20 protein-coding genes and 1 riboswitch are annotated in these 20400 nt (G+C 55.3%); of the genes, 7 read left to right on the forward strand and 13 right to left on the reverse strand.

What is annotated here, in order from left to right; translation table 11 throughout:
* Positions 1–124: 124 nt before the first annotated feature.
* The 9 genes from HF984_RS08940 to HF984_RS08980 form a co-directional block, all read right to left on the reverse strand.
* Positions 125–1195 (reverse strand): LLM class flavin-dependent oxidoreductase, encoded by a 1071-nt coding sequence (locus tag HF984_RS08940; RefSeq protein WP_168615331.1) that lies wholly within the window; start codon positions 1193–1195, stop codon positions 125–127.
* Between the two features lie 173 nt (positions 1196–1368).
* Entirely contained in the window at positions 1369–1797 is a 429-nt protein-coding gene (locus HF984_RS08945) for a heat shock protein transcriptional repressor HspR (RefSeq protein ID WP_168615332.1), read from the reverse strand.
* Positions 1798–1800: 3 nt separating this feature from the next.
* The gene (locus HF984_RS08950) at positions 1801–2760 is read right to left on the reverse strand and encodes a DnaJ C-terminal domain-containing protein (protein WP_168615333.1); all 960 of its coding nucleotides are present in this window, start codon (positions 2758–2760) and stop codon (positions 1801–1803) included.
* A gap of 412 nt (positions 2761–3172) precedes the next feature.
* Positions 3173–3778 (reverse strand): nucleotide exchange factor GrpE, encoded by a 606-nt coding sequence (locus tag HF984_RS08955; RefSeq protein ID WP_168615334.1) that lies wholly within the window; start codon positions 3776–3778, stop codon positions 3173–3175.
* Between the two features lie 2 nt (positions 3779–3780).
* Positions 3781–5628: a molecular chaperone DnaK gene (gene dnaK / locus HF984_RS08960; RefSeq protein ID WP_168615335.1), complete on the reverse strand. Its 1848-nt coding sequence runs from the start codon at positions 5626–5628 to the stop codon at positions 3781–3783.
* 388 nt (positions 5629–6016) lie between these two features.
* Positions 6017–6808 (reverse strand): hypothetical protein, encoded by a 792-nt coding sequence (locus HF984_RS08965; RefSeq protein ID WP_168615336.1) that lies wholly within the window; start codon positions 6806–6808, stop codon positions 6017–6019.
* 541 nt (positions 6809–7349) lie between these two features.
* A complete protein-coding gene (locus HF984_RS11590; protein ID WP_168615337.1) occupies positions 7350–7709 on the reverse strand; it encodes an SNF2-related protein in 360 nt (119 codons plus the stop codon).
* 120 nt (positions 7710–7829) lie between these two features.
* Positions 7830–8744 carry a helix-hairpin-helix domain-containing protein gene (locus HF984_RS08975; RefSeq protein WP_168615338.1) on the reverse strand — a complete coding sequence of 305 codons (915 nt, stop codon included), beginning with the start codon at positions 8742–8744 and terminating at the stop codon, positions 7830–7832.
* Between the two features lie 170 nt (positions 8745–8914).
* Positions 8915–9055 (reverse strand): hypothetical protein, encoded by a 141-nt coding sequence (locus HF984_RS08980; RefSeq protein ID WP_168615339.1) that lies wholly within the window; start codon positions 9053–9055, stop codon positions 8915–8917.
* A 34-nt stretch (positions 9056–9089) separates the two neighbouring features.
* On the opposite strand from HF984_RS08980, the gene HF984_RS08985 reads away from it, so the two are divergent.
* The 6 genes from HF984_RS08985 (at position 9090) to HF984_RS09010 (ending at position 15016) form a co-directional block, all read left to right on the forward strand.
* Positions 9090–9575, forward strand: a complete 486-nt coding sequence (locus HF984_RS08985; RefSeq protein ID WP_247596567.1) for a low molecular weight protein-tyrosine-phosphatase — start codon at positions 9090–9092, stop codon at positions 9573–9575.
* A 5-nt stretch (positions 9576–9580) separates the two neighbouring features.
* Positions 9581–10177, forward strand: a complete 597-nt coding sequence (locus HF984_RS08990; protein WP_210729679.1) for a nucleoside/nucleotide kinase family protein — start codon at positions 9581–9583, stop codon at positions 10175–10177.
* A 65-nt stretch (positions 10178–10242) separates the two neighbouring features.
* Positions 10243–11490 (forward strand): Bcr/CflA family efflux MFS transporter, encoded by a 1248-nt coding sequence (locus tag HF984_RS08995; RefSeq protein WP_168615340.1) that lies wholly within the window; start codon positions 10243–10245, stop codon positions 11488–11490.
* A 131-nt stretch (positions 11491–11621) separates the two neighbouring features.
* A complete protein-coding gene (locus tag HF984_RS09000) occupies positions 11622–12503 on the forward strand; it encodes an aminodeoxychorismate lyase (protein ID WP_168615341.1) in 882 nt (293 codons plus the stop codon).
* A gap of 102 nt (positions 12504–12605) precedes the next feature.
* A complete protein-coding gene (locus HF984_RS09005) occupies positions 12606–13655 on the forward strand; it encodes an NAD(P)-dependent alcohol dehydrogenase (protein WP_168615342.1) in 1050 nt (349 codons plus the stop codon).
* Positions 13656–13837: 182 nt separating this feature from the next.
* The gene (locus HF984_RS09010) at positions 13838–15016 is read left to right on the forward strand and encodes an MFS transporter (protein ID WP_168615343.1); all 1179 of its coding nucleotides are present in this window, start codon (positions 13838–13840) and stop codon (positions 15014–15016) included.
* 12 nt (positions 15017–15028) lie between these two features.
* On the opposite strand, the gene HF984_RS09015 is transcribed toward HF984_RS09010, so the two are convergent.
* The 3 genes from HF984_RS09015 to HF984_RS09025 are packed head-to-tail and all read right to left on the reverse strand — an operon-like array spanning position 15029 to position 18051.
* Positions 15029–15835, reverse strand: a complete 807-nt coding sequence (locus tag HF984_RS09015) for an energy-coupling factor transporter transmembrane component T family protein (protein ID WP_168615344.1) — start codon at positions 15833–15835, stop codon at positions 15029–15031.
* Positions 15832–17385, reverse strand: a complete 1554-nt coding sequence (locus HF984_RS09020; protein WP_168615345.1) for an ABC transporter ATP-binding protein — start codon at positions 17383–17385, stop codon at positions 15832–15834. Before HF984_RS09020 ends, HF984_RS09015 begins: the two co-directional genes overlap by 4 nt.
* A 27-nt stretch (positions 17386–17412) precedes the next feature.
* The gene (locus HF984_RS09025) at positions 17413–18051 is read right to left on the reverse strand and encodes an ECF transporter S component (RefSeq protein WP_168615346.1); all 639 of its coding nucleotides are present in this window, start codon (positions 18049–18051) and stop codon (positions 17413–17415) included.
* Positions 18052–18102: 51 nt separating this feature from the next.
* A riboswitch (TPP riboswitch) is annotated at positions 18103–18209 on the reverse strand.
* Positions 18210–18383: 174 nt separating this feature from the next.
* On the opposite strand from HF984_RS09025, the gene HF984_RS09030 reads away from it, so the two are divergent.
* The gene (locus HF984_RS09030) at positions 18384–18653 is read left to right on the forward strand and encodes a DUF4235 domain-containing protein (protein WP_168615347.1); all 270 of its coding nucleotides are present in this window, start codon (positions 18384–18386) and stop codon (positions 18651–18653) included.
* A 205-nt stretch (positions 18654–18858) separates the two neighbouring features.
* Here the strand turns inward: HF984_RS09030 and HF984_RS09035 are convergent, their stop codons facing one another.
* Entirely contained in the window at positions 18859–20175 is a 1317-nt protein-coding gene (locus HF984_RS09035; RefSeq protein WP_168615348.1) for an MFS transporter, read from the reverse strand.
* Between the last annotated feature and the right edge of the window lie 225 nt (positions 20176–20400).

The raw sequence follows: 20400 nt of genomic DNA on the forward strand, positions 1-20400 counted from the left end.
CAGGTGAAGGCCTGGCGTATTTTGCACACGGGTTTCCGGCGACCGTTGGGCTCGTATGGGCGGGTGTTTGCGGTGGTGCGGGGGTTGGTGTTTTTGGCTGCTGGTCACCCCTTATGAATAATCCTCACTGGTCGAGCATCTCACGAACCATTGGAATAACCTGGGTTCCGTACAGCTCAATCGCACGCATCGAATACTCATGCGGCAACGGACCATTAGAGAACTTGAGATCAAAACGATTCAAACCCAAATCCTTAACGGTTTGCGCAATTTTAGTTGCCACGGTTTCAGGTGAACCCACATACAGCGAGCCGTGCTGAGCTTCGTTTTCAAACTCCACAACACCGGTGTTGCCCCAGCCGCGCTCGCGTCCAATCCTATTTCGGTTGGTAATCCAGTGCTCACGTAGCTGTTCTTTCGCTTCTTCATCGGTATCAGCAATGTGACCAGGTGAATGCACCGCAACGGGCAACTGGTCCTGCCCCAACTGATCATTCGCGCGCTTATACAAATCAATAAAAGGCTTAAAGCGGGAGGCAGGGCCACCGATAATCGCAAGCATCAACGGAATTTTGTACTGCGCCGCGCGAACCACAGATTCAGGGCTACCACCCACAGCAATCCACTGCTTCAACCCGTTTTCAGTACGCGGATAAATCTCTTGATTTTTCAGCGGAGTGCGGTCACCGGGATTCCAGGTCAAAGGTTCTTCAGTGACGATGTGGCTAAAAAGCTCCAATTTTTCAGAGAATAGCTTCTCGTAGTCGCCCAAATCGTATCCAAAAAGCGGGAAGGACTCGGTGAATGAACCGCGTCCTAGAACCACCTCGGCACGCCCGCCACTCATCGCGTCGATGGTGGCAAAACGCTGGTAGACACGAATCGGATCATCGGAGCTCAGCACCGTAACGGCTGAGCCCAAATGGATGCGATCGGTCGTGGTGGCGAGCCCCGCCAAGATGGTGTCGGGCGCGCTGACAGCAAAATCCGGGCGGTGGTGTTCTCCAATACCAAAGAAATCCACGCCGACGCGGTCAGCAAGTTGCCCCTGCTCCACCACGTTGCGGATAACCTGCGCCTGGTGCAACGGATTGCCGTCGGTATCAACGGTGACATCGCCGAAGGTATCTAAGCCCATCTGCAGCGGCATCTGATCGACCGGCGGCAGGTTTTTATTGTGTTCTGACGTAGACATTTTTCTCTTTCACCGAATGCTTTATGTTTCTACATTTACCAGAACACTCAAGACAATTACTTTATTGCGAAAGTTTTTTGGGCGTGTTTTAGCGCAAAAAACTACCCGATTCCGTGCTTTTTATCCGATTTTTTCGGGTAATCTGCACAGAACCGGGTAATTTTTTGAAAGTTCTAACGCTCCGGGCGGTACAAGACCACAGCCTGCGAACGCTTACGCGCAGGCGGACGCTTGCCGCGAGTAATACGCACAATATCGCCAGAAAGCCCAGCAGCGAAAATACGCGAGGATTCCTGCAAACGCATATTCAGCCGCTCAACCTCATCCATGAGCTCTTCGTTGCGCGATTGCAGAGCATCCACCTGATTCTCCAGCTGCATAATGCGCTTGATCCCCTCAAGCGAAACACCGTTCTGTGAGAGATCCTGAATCTGCTGCAGTTTATCAACATCGCGCTGCGAATAGCGGCGGGCGCGACCGGATGCACGCGATGGCTGAACCAAACCTAGACGGTCATACTGACGCAGAGTCTGCGGGTGCATGCCCGCTAGTTCAGCCGCCACCGAAATGACAAATACCGGGCGGTCTGATTCGTAAGCCATAGTTTACTGCCCCGCCTTCCGCATCAGCTCTTCGCGAGGATCACCCTGCGGTGCGAGTTCCACGAACTTCGCAAAAGCCTCCTGAGCTTCATCGCTGAGGTCGGTGGGAAGCTGAACCTCGGTGATGACCAGCATATTGCCGGTACCGGTCTTGGTTTTGAATCCGCGTCCTTTTGCGCGCAACTTCTGCCCCACGGGTGCGCCAGCAGCAAGACGCAACTTCACGCCCTGACCATCAAGTGTCGGTGCCTTGATAACAGCGCCGTTGATAGCTTCTTCCAAAGTCACGGGCACACGCACAATGACATCGTTTTCATCGCGCTCAAAGACTGATGATTTCTGCACGTTCACGGTGACAATCAAGTCACCAGCGCCGCCGGGGCCGGGCTGGCCTTTGCCTCGCATACGCACCTTCTGACCGTCCTTGATGCCAGCAGGAATCTTGACCTGCACACCGTTGCCGTCGCCACCACGCACATTCAGAGTGTGACCGTTGTATGCCTCTTGCAGAGTGATGCTGGTCTGTGCAGTAAGGTTTGCGCCCTTCGGCGGTGCCTGCTGGAAGCCGCCGAAACCACCACCACCGAAGCTTCCCCCGCCGAACATGCCACCCAGCAGATCGTCGATGTTGATGTTCTGGCCACCACCGGTGGAGAACCCACCGGGGAACCCGCCGCCACCGAAGCCACCTGCACCGCCAGGGAAGCCCCCGCCGCCAAAGCCTGCAGCACCGTACTTACGAATCTGATCGTATTCCTCGCGCTGCTTCTTATCGGAGAGCACATTGTAAGCCTCAGCAACCTCTTTGAACTTAGTCTCAGCGGTCGTATCGCCAGGGTGCTGATCCGGGTGGTACTTACGTGCCAGCTTGCGGTATGCCTTCTTGATGTCAGCATCTGAGGCGTCCTCGGAGACGCCTAGTGTCTTATAAAAATCTTGGTTCAGCCAGTTTTCACTTGCCATGTTGTAGCGTCTCCTTACGCCTCGTAGGTTATCTCTTTTAAAATCTTGGTATTTATCTTAGTTTTTGGTTTATTTGCGCGGGCAAACACCTGCGATCAACATCCCTTTATGCCAGACCCGACCAGTTAATCGCAGGTGCCTTGCCCACACAGACAGTACGTCTAGTCAACAAACACTGCTACCCAGCTCGCGACGCGTGTGCATCAGCAGTCATGCTCGCTCCAGCAACAACTTTATCTTTCAACAATGGGCGGGCTCGAATACTCGAACCCGCCCACCGTCTTCTATACGCCCAAGCCGTGCGATGCGGGAGTTCCGCAAGCCAGCTGGCTCAGGGCTGGCGTTCAAGGGATGCTGGCGACGCGGGACTCCCGCATCGGCATTGCCCTCTCACCGCCCATTGAGTTGTCGCTTACTCAGCTACCGCCACAGCCACCTGAGCGGTGCGTACTACACGCTCGCCCACTTTGTAGCCGTTGCGCAGAACCATTGATACCTGATCGGGTTCAACTTCTGAGGTCGGCTGCTGAAGCACAGCTTCGTGAACCTGCGGGTCGAAGTTCTCACCCACGGTACCGAATCGCTCAAGGCCCTGTTTTTTGAGGGTTTCTTCGAGCTTGTTGGCGATTGAAGCGAACGGGCCGTCTTCAAGGTCGCCGTGGTTGCGTGCTGCATCGATATCGTCAATGACGGGCAGCAGGGCTGCTACAACGTCAGCGATTACGTGAGTGCGCAGCTGCTCTTTTTCGCGTCCGGTACGGTTTTTGAAGTTAGTGAATTCTGCCTGAAGGCGTCGGAGGTCTTCAAGACGCTCAGTTGCAAGCTGTGCATCTGCAGACTCGGTGTCTGCGGCTTCCTCCTGGGCTTCCGCCTCGGGTGCAGCGTCTTCTGCTACACCCGAGTCGGTGACACCTTCGGCCTCGGGGTGACCTTCAGCGGCGGGTGCGTTGAACGCTTCTTCAAGCGGGTCAACGCCCTCAGGCTGGTTGTCGGTGGGCTCGTTGGTGTTTTCAGCCATGATTAGTTCTTCTTTTCGTCTTCGTCGTCGATTACTTCAGCATCTACTACGTCGTCGTCTTCAGCCTGTGCGCCTTCTGCGGTTGCGGCGTCAGCCTGAGCCTGTGCGTAGAGTGCTTCGCCGAGCTTGGTCTGTGAAGCCTGCAGCTTTTCGAATGCTGACTTCACTGCATCGTCGTCATCGCCTTCAAGTGCTTCCTTCAGCGCGTCTACGTCGCCCTGAACTTCGTTCTTGACGTCCTCAGGCAGCTTGTCGCCGTTTTCCTTGAGGAGCTTTTCGATGGAGTATGCGGAGTTTTCAGCAACGTTGCGGGTTTCAGCTGCCTCGCGGCGTGCCTTGTCCTGCTCTGCGTGTGCTTCTGCGTCCTTGACCATGCGCTCGATGTCATCCTTGGACAATGAGGTGCCGCCGGTGATGGTCATTGACTGCTCGGTGCCGGTGCCCTTGTCCTTAGCGGAGACGTGGACGATGCCGTTTGCGTCGATGTCGAAGGTAACTTCAATCTGGGGTACGCCCTGGGGTGCAGGTGCGATGCCGGTGAGTTCGAAGTTGCCCAGTGACTTGTTGTCGCGGGTGAAGTCGCGCTCGCCCTGGAATACCTGGATGGATACTGAGGGCTGGTTTGCTTCAGCGGTGGTGAAGGTCTCAGAGCGCTTGGTCGGGATTGCGGTGTTACGCTCGATCAGCTTGGTCATGATGCCGCCCTTGGTCTCGATACCCAGTGACAGCGGGGTGACGTCGATCAGCAGAACGTCCTTGCGCTCACCCTTCAGAACACCTGCCTGAAGTGCTGCGCCCATTGCTACAACCTCATCGGGATTGACGCCCTTGTTGGGTTCGCGGCCGCCTGAGAGTTCCTTGACAACTTCGGTGACTGCGGGCATACGGGTTGAGCCACCAACGAGCACGATGTGCGCGATGTCTGAAACTGATACTCCAGCTTCCTTGATGACGTCGTTGAAGGGCTTCTTGGTGCGGTCGATCAGGTCTGAAGTCATGTCCTGGAACTTAGCGCGTGAGAGCTTTTCGTCCAGGTGGATGGGGCCTTCAGGGGTTACTGACAGGTACTGCAGTGAGATGTTGGTTGAGGTAGCTGAGGAGAGTTCCTTCTTAGCCTGCTCAGCTGCTTCGCGCAGACGCTGCAGAGCGATCTTGTCCTTGGACAGGTCAGCGCCGGTCTTGGACTTTACCTGCTCGAGCAGGAAGTCAACGATGCGCTGGTCCCAGTCGTCACCACCGAGGCGGTTGTCACCTGCGGTTGCGCGTACCTGAATGGTTGAGAAGCCGTCTTCGTCCTTGCCAACTTCGAGCAGTGAGACGTCGAAGGTACCGCCACCGAGGTCGAAGACGAGAATCAGTTCGTCTTCGTTACCCTTGTCCAGGCCGTATGCCAGTGCTGCTGCGGTGGGCTCGTTGACGATGCGCAGTACGTTGAGGCCTGCGATTTCGCCAGCTTCTTTGGTTGCCTGACGCTCAGCGTCGTTGAAGTATGCGGGAACGGTGATAACAGCGTCAGTGACGGTGTCGTTCAGGTATGACTCTGCGTCACCCTTGAGCTTCATCAGGGTACGAGCTGAGATTTCCTGAGGGGTGTACTTCTTGCCGTCGATGTCGGTGGTCCAGCTGGTACCCATGTGACGCTTGACGGATGCGATGGTGCGGTCAACGTTGGTGACTGCCTGACGCTTTGCAACGTCGCCTACGAGTACGTCGCCGTCCTTTGAGAAGGCAACAACTGAGGGGGTGGTGCGAGCGCCTTCAGCGTTCGCGATAACGGTGGGTTCGCCACCTTCGAGTACTGATACAACTGAGTTGGTAGTACCGAGGTCAATGCCTACTGCACGTGCCATGGTGTTTATCCTTTCGAGATATTTTTTCTTTTCTAGAACTTGTGCAAGTTTTCTTGAGCCGTCTTAGCTCAACTTCGCTTGCTTCGATATCCAGTCTGCCACTTTTTGAGCGAATGTCAATAGATTTGAGTCAACTTAACTCAACTTTTATTCAATATATCGACTCAAGAAACACGATTTGAGGTTTCCTGAGCGCCCACAAGCCCTGATTTGGCGGGGTTTTAAGGTTCAGCGGATTAACAGGAAAATATTTAAGGACGCGTGTTGCGCCGCAGGTGAACAGGCGGCGTCTTACACCTCCGTCTTCGCTGGACACGCGGAGAAAAGGGGCGCTCCCGCGCCCTGACGCGAAAGCACCCCTTATCTTTAATGGCGAAAAAGTACGCCCTTACTTCTTGATTTCTTCACCGCCGAGCTCGTCCAAGAGCTTGTTCTTGACGCTATCGTCGGCATCACCCACGATGCCCCAGTTATCGCCGCGAAGTGCCCAGCCGTCATTAAAACCTTCGTTCTCAAGTTCCTTGAGAAGATTGTTGTCCGACTCAGCTTTCTGGTCGCCTGTGTAAACTCCCATGACCATCTTGGGCTCGGCTTCTTGAGTTGTAGCCGCTGACATCAGTGCCTCCATAGAAGTGAAGTCAACGTCTGAACACAGGTAGACGTTTGAGGGATCCACGTTGTTCTTCTTGAGGTCTTCTTCCATCGATTCTTTAAGAATGGTGTCTGAAATAGTGTTGCACTTATCGGCGGAAGTATCGCTTACAGATTTGTCCATGGCAGCTTTAAACTCATCCATGCCTTTAACTTTGTCGCCGCGGCCCAAGAAGAACCAGAGCGCGAGGGCAAGTAGCGCTAGCAACAGAAGTAAGCCCACAAGCAGTCCGATAAGAAGACCTGTTTTCTTTTTCTTCGGTTGCTGATCATCATAGGGAGCGTGCGAGCCGTGCTGTGCGCCTTCAAACTGATGCTGATCGTCAAATGGCTGGTGACCCGCAGGAGCTACACCACCTTGAACAGGTTGCCCATTCTGCTGGTTGTATGGGGCACCATTGCCAGTTGCCGCCTGAGCATTGTGCTGGAATTGCTCGGGATTTTGATTGCCTTCTCCATGCTGCGGAGCGGAATTCTGCAGGTAATCTGCATTATCAGGATGCTGGGGGTTCAGAGGATTCTGAGACATGATGAACTTTCTAAGTGGGGGATTATGCCTGCACCGGTTACCCGGCAGGGCATGTATACGTATGTATGTTTTTAGTAAATCATGCTTGCTTTTCCCACCAAAGAGTCCATAGGACAGAGTCTGGTTTATGACGCCCGCGCTCCCCTGACTGCGGCAGCGTCTGGGAAAAATTAAAACTAAAGCCCCGCTTTCTGCTGAATGAAAGCGGGGCTTCTAGTTACCTTCGAGAGCTGTATCGAAGCATCGGGAGACATAAGGCGTAGCGCAAGGCACATGTGTGAGTGCCGGTTGTGCGTATGGGTGCTACGCGCTCCCGTTATAAAAGTGTGTGCCTTGTTAGGTTACACTCAGCCGGAGCAAATTGCACGCTCAGCTTGCCGTGCACGCATAAAAATTTACATTACTGCATATTGTTCAACAATATGCTCGTTATGCTCTATTCGCCGTGTTTCTCGTCCGTATCAACCGGCGCAGAGGCATCGAGCCCCAACCGCTTACGCTCTTCTGCAATAATCGCGTCAATAGGCCAGGTACCGTCCACCTAGAGGCGAGCGCCGTCGTAGGTCACGATGGCAACGCCGCCTTCAGCCTTCCATCGCGCCACGTTTTCTTCGCGAGCAACACCGTGCGCGATAAACACAGCTAGGTCAGAGAATTTCTCAATCTCACGCCCCCAGTTGATCACCACGGATGCTGGACAAACCACCACAAAGTGGGTCTTGTCCTTAGCCTTCAGGTGGGCCAGCGCGGCAATGGACTGCATGGTTTTGCCCAGCCCCATTTCGTCGCCCAAAATCATTTTCTTTTGCGCCAGCATGAATTTGGCGCCGTAGGTTTGGTAGCCGCACAAGGTGGCGTGCAGGTGGGTGGTGTCTAGCGGGTATTTGCGGATGCGCTCCACCGTGCGCGCATCCAGTAAGCCGTCGTCCTAAAGCAGGTCGTTGTCGAGATAGCGCGCTAGAAGGGTCTGGTATTCGGCGGGGTTAGCGGTGTACTGTGCCCATGCTTGATCGGGAGTGAGTCATTGAGCTCCGGCGACGCTGAGATTCTGGTTTGCTTCGCACCAGGCGAGGTCGTCTACAAACTGTTGCAGGTCGTCGGTGTCATCGCTGTAGGCTACGTAGAAGGGTGAGGACGCGGGCACGGGTTGGGCGAGCAGTGGCTGGTAGGAGCGCAGGCGGGCAAGCAGGTCTGAATCTGAGAAGGTTGCGTCAATATCGCGTAGACGGTGCAGTGCCACCAGCATGCGTTCGGCATCGGGAGTGCGCACTTCACCGACGGCTTCTTTCTCGTAGCTCATGGATTCATCGAGCAGGCGGTGGGCTACCGCAATAATTTGAGCGGCGGTTGATTCGCCTACGCCAGGCACCTGTGTGAGGCTGTGAACATCGTGAGATAGTACGTCGTTGACGGTTGCAATGCCTGCCTTAGCCAGCGGGGCTGTACGCACCGATCCCTGCGTTAGTTCACGCAGTTTGTCCACGGGCACATCGCGCAGGGTCAGGCGAGCGCGCTCTTCTTTGAGGGCGACCATGTCGCCTCTCATACCACCGATAAGATGTTTGCGCTCCTCGGTATCGATTGTCGCCACCACGCGATGGAAAGCCTGCACACGATAGGTGGGAATTTCTGTCCAGTTGACCTTCGGCCACTGCTCCCCCGCAAAACGCGCAAGTTCTTGACCGGTAGCGTCCTTGAGTCCAAAGGCGTTTGTGGCAAAAATCTGTGCTGGGTCAGAAGTGCCGATCTCTACGTTGGCTCGGGCAACGAGCTGTCGCATGGTTTGCACAGTAGCGTCTGCCTCGGCAAGACGCGTTTGAAGGTCGAAGGACGCCGCGTCCGCCGCTTTCTTTTTCTGCCCGCCAAAGATGCGGGTCATAAATCCGCCTGAGCCGGCACGGATGGCGTCCAGCATAAACTGCACGTTGTGGCCCATGGATGCGCCCGCACTCAGCGCCTGTATCGCGGGTTCTCCTTGCTGCTGCCACCACGCTTTTCAGCGAACGCGTTGGCGTTATCAACTATCTCGGGGTCAAGCGGGGCGAAGGTCAGCATGGAACCTGCATAGTCACGCGATAGCGATGAAAAACCCAGCGGTACAGGTCGCTACAATACATTCAGAACATAGCGGCTTCGCTGAGCCAAGTCGATGAGCTCTTGTCCGGCATCAAGCAGGGGCTGATTCATGGGGACTCCTGAATAAAACGGTGTGCCCTTATTATGCCTTCCCTGAGTGCCGGCAACCATGCCGCGACGCCCTAAAACGTGTCAAGATAGAAACATGACATATAAAGTAATGACCGTATGCACCGGCAACATTTGTCGCTCACCCACCGGCGAGTTCTTACTGAAGGACGCCGCTAAGAAGGCAGGTCTGGATGTAGAGGTTGACTCTTCAGGTATTTCCAATGAAGAAGAAGGCAATCCTATTGACCGCCGTGCAGGCAAGGTGCTCACTGAACTCAATATCAACACTAGCTCTCACACCGCAAAGCAGTTCAAGAAAAGTGATTTTGAGTCGCACGACCTGCTCATCGCTATGGATCTGAACCACTACCGCTCTTTGCAGCGCATGGCGCCCACCGATGAGGCCGCGCAGAAGGTTCACTTGATGCGCGAATTCGACCCCGCAATGGAGGGCAAAGACCACGGTGATTTGGGCATCTATGATCCCTGGTACGGCGATGAAAAAGATTTTTACATCACCTACGAGATGATTCGCGACGCGGTTCCCGGTGTTATTGAGTACATCAAAGCGCAGAGTTAGAGCTGATGAAACTATCTGCAACACACACTGCACATTCGACCCACCAGTTTTGCACAATTCTGGTGGGTTTAGTGCGTGAGCTGATGCGGTCACGCAACGGGGGTGCGCCGCTGATTATTGCTCTTGATGGGCGTTCGGGTTCGGGTAAAACCACGCTGACGGAGGCCGTGAGGCAGGCTCTTGTACAAGAGGGAATCAGCCCCGATATTTTTAGACTCGATGACACCTACCAGGGGTGGACGGGGCTCTCCCCCGCTATTACCCAGTGGCGCGGCAACAGCACAGCACTCAAGCAGGGTAAAGCTGTTCAATGGAATGGTTGGGATTGGTCAAGCAGTCAGCCTACCGGCCCGTTTACACTCACCATCGAGGCGTTAGTAGCACCACGCGTCCTTGTGGTCGAAGGTGTTGGTGCACTTGCCGGTAGCGCAGATATTAGATGCTGGATCGAGCAAGATACCACCAGCCGCAAGCGCGATGCCCTACAACGCGACGGCGACACCTACCGCCCCTTTTGGGATCTGTGGGCAGAACAAGAAGAGCAGCTCTTCGCCCATTACCGAAAGTGCTACCAAAAATGTGACATATTATACGAGCGCTAATTTAGGTATTTTCACTGTAAAATAAACAGGCACGTTTTCAAGAATTTCCCGAATAAAGGACAGCAGTGAGCACCCACGCGCATCATAAAATTACGCCCCTCGTTTTGGTAGTCCTCGCATCGCTGACCGCTGTAGCGCCGCTTGGTATCGACATGTACCTCGCAGCGCTACCTGCAATTTCAACAGACCTAGGAAGCACCGCGTCCCGCGCGCAGCTGACCCTCACCGCTTTTATGGTGGGCATGGGTATCGGCCAGATTTTTATTGGCCCCATGTCTGACAAAATTGGACGCATCCGCCCGCTCTATGTAGGCGTTGTGCTCAGCACCCTCTCGGCCCTGGCATGCTACTTCGCACCCACCGTAGAGTTCCTGATCGCCGCGCGTTTTCTCATGGGCGCATCCGGCTCATTCGGCATGGTGCTCGCGCGCGCTATCGTCACCGATTCCACCCGCGGGCTGCAAACCGCAAAACTCATGGGCATCCTCATGATGATCAACGGCTTCGCGCCCGTCCTCGCCCCGCTCATCGGCGGCTTTGTGCTCTCTTTCGGCACCTGGCGCACCATCTTCATTGTGCTCACCGTCTTTATGGCGCTTTCTGCCCTGTCAGTTTTCATCTTTGTGCGAGAATCCCTGCCTGTTGAGCGCCGCCAAACCGGCAGCATTCTCAGCACGTACAAGGGCATCGGTCAGGTTATTAAAATCCCGCGCTACCGCGGATTCATGCTCACCATGGTGCTCGGTTTCGGCACGCTCTTTGCGTATGTATCAGGATCTACCTACGTTCTGCAGAACGTTCTGGGACTTTCTCAGACTCAGTTCACCTGGGTCTTCGGCGTGAACTCACTCGGCATTGTGGGTATGAGCTCGCTGGTAACCTACCTGGTAGGACGCGTCTCCCAGCGCAAGATGCTGGTCTTTGGCGTGCTCATGCTGCTACTGGTCAGCGTCGCCATCACCATCTTGTTCAGCATTAAAATCATGCTGGTACCGACCCTCATTCTGCTTTTCTTGACCACCTGCTCCGTAGGTCTGATTTTCAGCAACGCGAGCGCCCTTGCCATTGTGCAGGCACGCCATTTGGCGGGTTCAGCATCATCACTGATGGGTGCTGTGCAGTCCGTTGTCGGCGGTATCGCATCCCCGCTGGTCGCTCTAGGCGATGCGGACGCTTACATGCCCATGGCATTCACAATGCTCGGCTTTGCCGTTTTGACTGCGCTGGCGCTCTTTACTACTCCGGTAGCTCCCGGCGACTGGACCAAGCAGGGAGCAGAAGAATACGCGCGTCGTGCAGGAGAAAAGCTGTAAGTCGCATCGGCTCTTATCCGGGCTAAAAAGTACTCCCACAGTGCGAAAGTACTGACGCTAGTGTCAGTACAAACGCATTGTGGGAGTAATTTTTATATCTGCCGGTAGTCTCTGAGCACTAGAATAAGGTCATGAGCACTACCGTAGTTTTACTCTCAGATACTAACCCGGCGGGCGTCATTGCCGACGCATCAGCCCCGCTGATTAACATTGAAGATCAAGGTCTTACCCGTGGTGACGGCGTCTTTGAAACCATGCTCGCCGTCAACCGTAGCGTCCGCAAAATTGATGCTCACCTCACGCGTCTTGCCGGTTCAGCTCGTCTTCTTGAGTTGCCGATGCCTTCTGAGAAGCAGTGGCAGGACGCGATTGCCACCGCCTTGAAAGAAGCAGAGGTCGGTGCGCGCACACCTCTGGGCGAAGAGCATACCGTCAAGCTGATTATCTCGCGCGGAACCGTTGAAGAAGGCCCGCATGCATGGGTAACCGTAGCTCCTTCCTCTGCCAAGGTCCTTTCGCAGCGTGAGGAAGGTGTGAAAGCCATGTTGCTACCGCGTGGCCACGACCCGGCTGAAGATTCCGCCTATCCCTGGCTGCTGGCAGGTGCAAAAACACTCTCGTACGCCGTCAATATGTCGGTACTTCGCTACGTTAAATCCCGCGGCGCAGACGACGCTATTTGGGTCACGGACGAGCGACGCATCCTTGAAGGCGCAACCAGCTCAGTGATTGTTGCAAAAACAGTGAACGGCGTGAAAACCCTATACACTCCTGAGCCGTCCCACGGTATTTTGCCGGGTACCACGCAGGGAACAATTTTCAACGGCGCTCGTGAGAACGGCTGGGAGCTAGGCTTTGGCCCGCTCTACCCACAAGATCTCTTAGAGGCGGACGGCGTGTGGCTGGCGTCCTCCGTGCGTTTGCTGGCTCCGGTGACGCACCTTAACGGCACAAAAATTGCCGTTGATGCCGACACTACTCACGAGCTATTAGGCTACCTCGCCAATAACTAAGCCCATTTAGCATATGGCGAAAATACTGCTCCCACCAGATATTTTTCCAGCTGGTGGGAGTAGCGTTTTAAGTACACAGATATAACCGCATGAAGGAGACTCATGTCTATCACCGTTAAAGCTCTGCAGAAGACCGGCCCCGATCAGCCGTTCCAGGTTGCTGATATTGAGCGTCGTAACCCTCGCGAAGACGACATTGTTATCGACATCAAAGCAGCAGGTATCTGCCACTCCGATATTCACACCATCCGTAACGAATGGGGTGAGGCACACTTCCCGCTGACCGTTGGTCACGAGATCGCGGGCGTCGTTGAGTCCGTGGGCTCCAAGGTCACTAAGTTCAAGGTGGGCGACCGCGTAGGCGTTGGTTGCATGGTTAACTCCTGCGGCGAATGCGAACAGTGCCAGGCTGGCATGGAGCAGAACTGCCTCAACGGCAACGTTGGTACCTACAACTCCAAGGACGTTGACGGCACCATTACCCAGGGTGGCTACTCACAGAAGGTTACCGTCAACGAGGATTTCGCGGTTACCATTCCCGATTCCATCGATTTTGATGTTGCAGCTCCCCTGCTGTGCGCTGGTATCACCACCTACTCACCGCTGGCACGCTGGGGCGTCAAAGAAGGTCAGAAGGTTGCTGTTCTAGGCCTTGGCGGTCTTGGCCACATGGGTGTTCAGATTGCCGCTGCGATGGGCGCTGAGGTCACCGTTCTTTCACGCACCTTGAAGAAGGAAGAGGCAGCGAAGAAGCTCGGTGCAACCCGCACGCTGGCAACCACCGAAGACGGCTTCTTTGAAGACCACAAGGGCGAATTTGACCTTATTCTCAACACCATTTCAGCCCCCGTTGATTTGGATGCCTACCTCGGTTTGCTCAAGCCCCGCGGCATCTTCTCAACCGTAGGTCTTCCCCCCGAAGCCCTTGAGCTTCACATGGGACGCCTGATTGGCGGTGGCAAGGTGCTCACCGGTAACAATATCGGCGGCATCGAAGAAACCCAGGAAATGCTGAACTTCTGCGCTGAGCACGGTATCGCATCCGTCATTGAAAAAATTTCAGTGGATCAGGTTGATGAATACTACGACAAGGTAGTTGACGGCGACGTCATCTTCCGCGCGGTTATCGACACCGCAACTTTCGAAAAGTAAACCTTTTCGTTAGCGCTATCTAGGGCTTCGAGACTCATCTGTTCAGGTGGGTTTCGGAGCCCTTTTGTGTGCGAGCTAGCAACGGATAATGTAACGCTTTGCTGGGGTTCCAGCTGTTTTTCTAAGATAGAAAGTACATCAATTCAGCACACTGACACGCAGGTAGTAACAGGCACTCACGTATGTATAACCTTCTACTTGCCATCATTTATCTCGCCTTTATTGGGTTGGGGCTTCCCGATTCTTTGCTCGGTGCGGCCTGGCCTGCCATGTATAAGGATTTCGATGCGCCGCTATCGCTAGCAGGCCCGATCGCCATGATTATTTCGGTGGGTACGATTGTCTCTAGTTTGCAAAGTGACCGCCTCACTAAGCTCTTTGGTACGGGCAAGGTAACGGCGCTCAGTGCCGGTTTGACCGCCATTGCACTCTTTGAGTTTTCAGTTTCTGATTCGGTGCTGGAGCTGTGTCTGTGGGCGATTCCCTACGGGCTGGGTGCTGGCAGTGTGGATGCCTCCATTAACAACTATGTGGCGGTGCATTACAAGAGCCACCATATGAGCTGGTTGCACTGTATGTGGGGACTGGGCGCGGCTGTTGGCCCCTACATTATGGGTGCTGTTCTTGCTGGCGGCGGTAGCTGGAATTCCGGGTATCGTGCGGTGACACTCATGCAGGTAGCGTTGACTGTCATTTTGCTCCTGAGTGTTCCGCTCTGGAAGGATTCTCGCGCAGCAGTTGCTAGCGATGAGGCATCGGCTCCTCCGGCAAAGCCGTTATCCCTGCGTCAGGTCATTGCTTTGCCCGGCGCCAAGGCCCTTGCGATTTGTTTCTTTTGCTACTGTGCCGTTGAGACCACCGCGATTTTGTGGGCTAGCAGCTATTTCTCTTTAGCACGCGGCACGTCTGCCGATACCGCTGCCACCTACGCGGGCATGTTCTTTGTGGGCATTACGATAGGACGCGGTGTAAGCGGCTTCGTGACGATGAAGCTCAGCGACGCGTCTATGATTCGCTTAGGCCAGGCAATTTTAGGTGCGGGTATTTTCGTGATGATGCTACCGTTCAGCGATGCGGTGTCATTGGTTGGTCTGGTGCTGATTGGTTTGGGTTGCGCACCCATTTACCCCTGCATTATTCACGCGATTCCCAGTATTTTTGGGGCTGATAAGTCGCAGGCAGTGATTGGTGTGCAGATGGCGAGCGCCTATGTTGGTCCGCTTCTGATGCCGCCGCTATTCGGTGTGATTGCGAATAATGTGTCGGTGGTGCTTCTGCCCGCATTTTTGTTGGTGTTGACGGTGCTCATGGTGCTTATGCACGAGAAACTCTTGCGCGGTACAAAAGCGCTCGAGAGCTAGACTCGGGGGCTTTTAGAAAGAGCCGAAGACCAGTTTCAGAGTGCCTGCGTACAGTGAGATTGAGTAGGCGATGACTGGAATAGCCAGCCAGGTGAGAGCAAACACTAGGTCTTTTGACGAATGAGTCGGTACTCTCGCCCATGTCCTTTGGCCTGCGCCAAAGCCACGGGCTTCCATGGTCATGGCTAGTCGGGTGCCGCGACGTATTGCTTGAACGAGCAGGGTGAAGACCTGCCCGCACACGCTTTTCGCGGTTCCCAGTACACCGTTGCGTGCCCCTACGCCGCGGGCGCGTCGTGCAGCTCCTAGCGTGTTCCATTCGCTGAACATAATGCCGACCAAGCGCAGTGCAGCCAGTGCCGCCAGCACAAATCGGGCGGGCAGTTTATAGGTCTGCGCCAGTGAGTCGCCCAGGTCGGTGGGGTCGGTGGTAAGCATCAGCATGAGGGCGGGCATGGTCATGGCGAGCCCGCGCATCATAATGCCCACACCGGATGCGAGTGAGCCGGTTGTGATGGTGATATAGGCAAAATCGAGCAGAACAGTGCCGGTTTTCTCTGCCAAAATGGCGGTGCCCCAGCCTGAAAGTAGCGTCGCGAGAAGAATCGGCCAAAAACGCGCCAGGAGGTTGAAGGGTTTAAAACCTGCGATCACCAGCGCAATCATCTCTAGAACCAGCGCAACTGTGCCGGTGACCGCGTCCACGGTGAAAACCAGCAAAAGCGTGACGACGGTGGCCACTAACAACTTGATACCGGGATTGATCTTGCCCAGCCAGGTGTTGTATTCGGGGCGAGCGTCAAAGATATTGATGCTCATGAATGAGTTCCTAGGTAAAGGGTACGACCGCCGAGAGCTTCAACGAAGTCCAGGTCGTGGGTGACTGAGACGACGGCTGTTCCCTGCGTCATGAGTTCGTGGAGCAAATTCACGAGCTCTGCCCAGGTGTTGGCGTCCTGTCCGAAGGTTGGCTCGTCAAGAATGAGGATGCGCGGTGCAGTTGCCAGCGCGGTTGCCACGGACAGTCTGCGTTTTTCACCGCCGGAGAGCGTGAACGGGTTGGCATCTGCTACGTGGTCTAGGCGCAACCGGCGCATGAGCGCCTCGGTACGTTGTGCCAGGTCTTTTTCGTCAACAGCTTGTTTGCGTGCTTTTGCGACCTGGCGCGGCCCGAACTCTAGTTCGGCGCGAACATTTGCCGTTAGAAACTGGTGCTCAGGCTCTTGGAAGACGAGGCCGATGCGGCTTACCAGCTCTTCGGGTGACCAGGATGCGACGTCCCAGTGAGCGCTGTCGCGTAGCTCATCGGTGGCGTAGAGAATGCCGTTGGCAGCTAGCTGTAATCCGGCAAGGGTGAGGGCCAGCGTTGATTTTCCGGCGCCGTTCACGCCCATGATGCTCAGGTGCTCCCCGGCGTTCACGCTCACATCGATACTGTCGGTGACAGGACGCAACGGTAACGGAAGGCTGACTGGCTCAGGTGAACGAGCTAATTTCTTGCGCGCACGCATCATCTTGCGGGTGGGCTGTTCACGCGTTACCGCTAGGGCGCGTCCGCGCAAAAGCTCGGCGCCTGCACCGGCTCCACTGTCAGAGGCACGATGCGCGGTTGAGGCCTGCGGTGAGTAGTCCGGCACCCATACGCCAGCGGCGATGAGCTCATCGCGCGCGTCCACGAGCACTTGGTCAGGCGAACCGTCATGGCTAATGCCACCACCGGGGCTCAGCACAATCACACGATCCATGAACTGTGCCCACACGCTCACGCGGTGTTCGATAACGATCATGGTTGCACCTATAGCGCGCTGGGCAGCTATCACGGCATCGCGGACTTCAAGCACGCCTTCGGGGTCGAGGTTAGCGGTGGGCTCATCCAGCAGGAGCACGCGCGGTTGCATGGCGAGAATACCGGCTAGACCTAAGCGTTGTTTCTGGCCGCCAGACAGCGCCGATGTAGAGTGCTCCAGCAAAAGCTCGCCCAAACCCACCGCATCAAGCGAAGCTCTGACACGAGGCCAAATCTCATCGCGCGGCACCTGCAGATTTTCCGGACCGAACGCAACATCATCGCCCACTTTCGCAAGGATCACGGATGACTCCGGGTCCTGTTGCATCATGCCAACGGTACCGTGCGAATCCTCAGCGGGAACCCCATCGACCAGCAACTCGCCCAGGGCTGTCTCACCGTCATCATCGTGAATAACGCCCGCAAGCGCGTGCAAAAAAGTAGACTTGCCCGCGCCCGATGGCCCCAGCAAAAGCACTTTTTGCCCCGGTTCGATGACAAGGCTGAGCCCCGAAACAGCCGGAGAATGACGGCCGGGGTGATGCCACCCAAAGTCTTTGGCCTCTACGCGTGCCCCGCCCATGTGCGTCCTTACCTTTGTCAGAAAAATTTAGCGGCGTGACTGACGGCCGGATGCCAGTGATGAGAGCACCCCGGTCTTTGCCAGCGCGCCGGTCAGTAGCCAAGAAACCAGACCCGCGAGGATGGTTCCAGAGATAACACCGCAGATGACGTAAATGATTTTGTTATTCAGGGAGTATTCGGGATTCCAGACGATGACCTCGTAAACACCCATGAAAAGACCTGAGACTGCGCCTGAGAGCAAAGCGGTGGGCAGACCCCAGCGCTTGTACATGAACAAGAGGAAGACAAGTTCAGCACCGATACCCTGAACCAAGCCGGAATAAACAACGGTGATGCCGAATCCGGCGCTACCAATAAATGCAGAAATAATCGCTGCCAGCAGTTCCGTATACAGTGCGGCACCGGGCTTACGGATAATGAATCCACCCAGCACACCGGCGATCAGCCACGCGCCTGAAATCAGTGGCGTGAACTGTGGTGCGGCAACGGTTGCTGCGCTCACCGCGGGGTAGACTGCGTTGTTCCATACCCAGAAAATCAGGGCGCAGGCAACAGCAAGAACAGATGCCACCACAATGTCGTTGACGCGCCAGCGCAGTGAACGCGAACGCGCACCATGCTTGGGCGCGCGGCCAGAATCTGCTCGGTTAGAGGTAACAGACATAAAAAAATCCTCCCTAGTCTTAGGAAGGGGAAGGACGCGTGTGCGCACGCGCTCTTGAGATACTCGACTCCCTAGCGCCGGTACTAACCGGATCAGGTTCGAGGGTCAGCCTTCTATGGCACTCTCAGCACCGCGGTGGTGCTCCCCTGTCGATGCGCGCGTGGACGCGCGAGACGTGGTTTATCTTCAAACCACACCCAGTATAAGCACGGTTTTCTTGCTCACCAACTTATGACGGGACTTCGCTAACAGACAAAACCGCAGCAGACTGTGCATAAAAGAGCCTAAGCCGTTATTGTTATAAGCAACACTACTTATCAAAGGAGTAAACAATGAGCACTCTCGTAAAGCTCGGCGGCACCGCAGCATCACTCGGTGGCGTTGCACTGTCCAACAAGGTTTTGGCTGCTACCTGGAAGAAAATCACCGGCAATGAGCCCCCCGCAACCAACCCCGATCCCGATGAGCGCTGGCGCGACATCATCATCTGGTCACTGGTTACCGGTCTTGTAGGCACCATCATCAAGGTCGGCATCTCACGTGCGCAGGTAAACCTTGAGGCAAAGGACAAGTACAAGCACGGCGGTCAGGCTGAGGTCTAAATCTGCCTGAACTTTCAAAGTTTGCAAAAGCACCCGGAGGGAAAACCTCCGGGTGCTTTTGTATTGCTCTATAGAACCTGAGTATTGTTCAGTTTCGCTTTGATGGGATGCCGCCAATCAACATCCCTAAACGCCAGACCCGACCAGTTGATTGGCGGCATCCCATCTCAGCTACAGATCTCAGCAGACTTTAGTATCTTACGTTTTAGAAGGTACTTTCCTCATTCTGCAGACGCGGTGCTGGCTTAAGCGGTAGCACCATCGCTAGCCCTAAGGCAATAACGACCATGATGCCGATGACGCCCCACACCTGTGCGCCTAACAAACCAACGAACAAGCCAAAGAGTGCAGGAGCGAGGAAGCTGGCGGCGCGTCCTGTGGTGGAGTACAGACCAAAGAGCTCGCCTTCTTCACCGGGAGGTGAAACGCGTGCTAAGTAGGTGCGAGCTGCTGACTGTGCTGGCCCCACGAAGGCGCACAGCGCTAGACCGCAGACCCAGAAGACGGGTTTACCGTCAAGAAAGAGAATCGGTGTTGCAGCGATGAGCACGCCGATCAGTGAACCCAGAATAACGTTTTTTGGGCCGAGCTTATCGTCCAGTGATCCGCCGATGAGTGCGCCGGCGCCAGCCACCACGTTGCCTGCGATAGCGAAGATAATGATTTCATTAGCGCTAAACCCGAAGGACCCGGCTGCCAGCACGCCACCAAAGGTGAATACGCCGTTGAGACCGTCTCGGAAAATTGCGCTGGTGACCAAGAAATACAGGGTGGACGGCGTGGTGCGGTACAGGCGTTTGACGGTGTTGAACAGGTGTTTGTAGGCGTTAATAATCCCTGCAAGACCACCGGGGCCAGCGTCCTTCACCGATGTCTGACGCGTCCGTGCGGATTCACCGCGAAGGCTGAGCAAAAGCGGTAACGAGAAAACCACGCACCAGAGCGCTGAGAACAAGGCGATACTGCGGTAGATCAAAGAACCGTCGCCTTCAGGTAGCGGCAGGATGCCCGGCTTGATAAACAGCACCATGACAAGCACTAAAGCGATGATGCCGCCAAAGTAGCCGCAGGCCCAGCCGATGCCGCTGATTTTGCCTACGGTTGCCGGGGTTGAGATGCGCGGCAGAAGAGCGTTGTAGTTGACAACCGCGAACTCGTTGACCACGTTGGCGAGCGCAATGAGGGTTACACCAAACCACAGGAATTTGGGGTCCGGGTACACAAAGAAGCACAGTGCCATCAGGATTGCTGTAGCAAAGGTATTGATGCCCAACCAGAATCCGCGTTTGCCCGTGGCGTCAGCGTGCTGACCGCTAATGGGCGCCAAGAGCGCGATGAAGACGCCAGCGATGGTCAACCCGGCAGATAGCACCTGCGTGGTGTGGGTTTCTGAGCCGAAGACATCGCTGGTCAGGTAAAGAGCGGTGAAGATGAACGTTGTCATAATCGCATTGAAGCTAGCTCCACCTGCGTCCCACAGCGTCCACGCGAAAACTTTTTTACGGTCGGGTAAGGTTGCCATGTCACCTATGCTAACGGGCTTTGAGCTGCTTCTTTGATGTGACAGACAACTTTATACTCTAAGATTTTGCGTAAATTTATGAAGGATGCGGGGCGCTGTGATGCGCTCAATAGGATTACACGGGTGCCGGCTCGCGGTTGGCTTGGCTAAATACCGATACACTGTTAGGCATGTACAGCTGCCTCCGTACTCGATGGGCAGCTATTTTTATTGAGCACTATCACC

This window comes from Rothia terrae (assembly GCF_012396615.1).
GTDB lineage: Bacteria > Actinomycetota > Actinomycetes > Actinomycetales > Micrococcaceae > Rothia > Rothia terrae.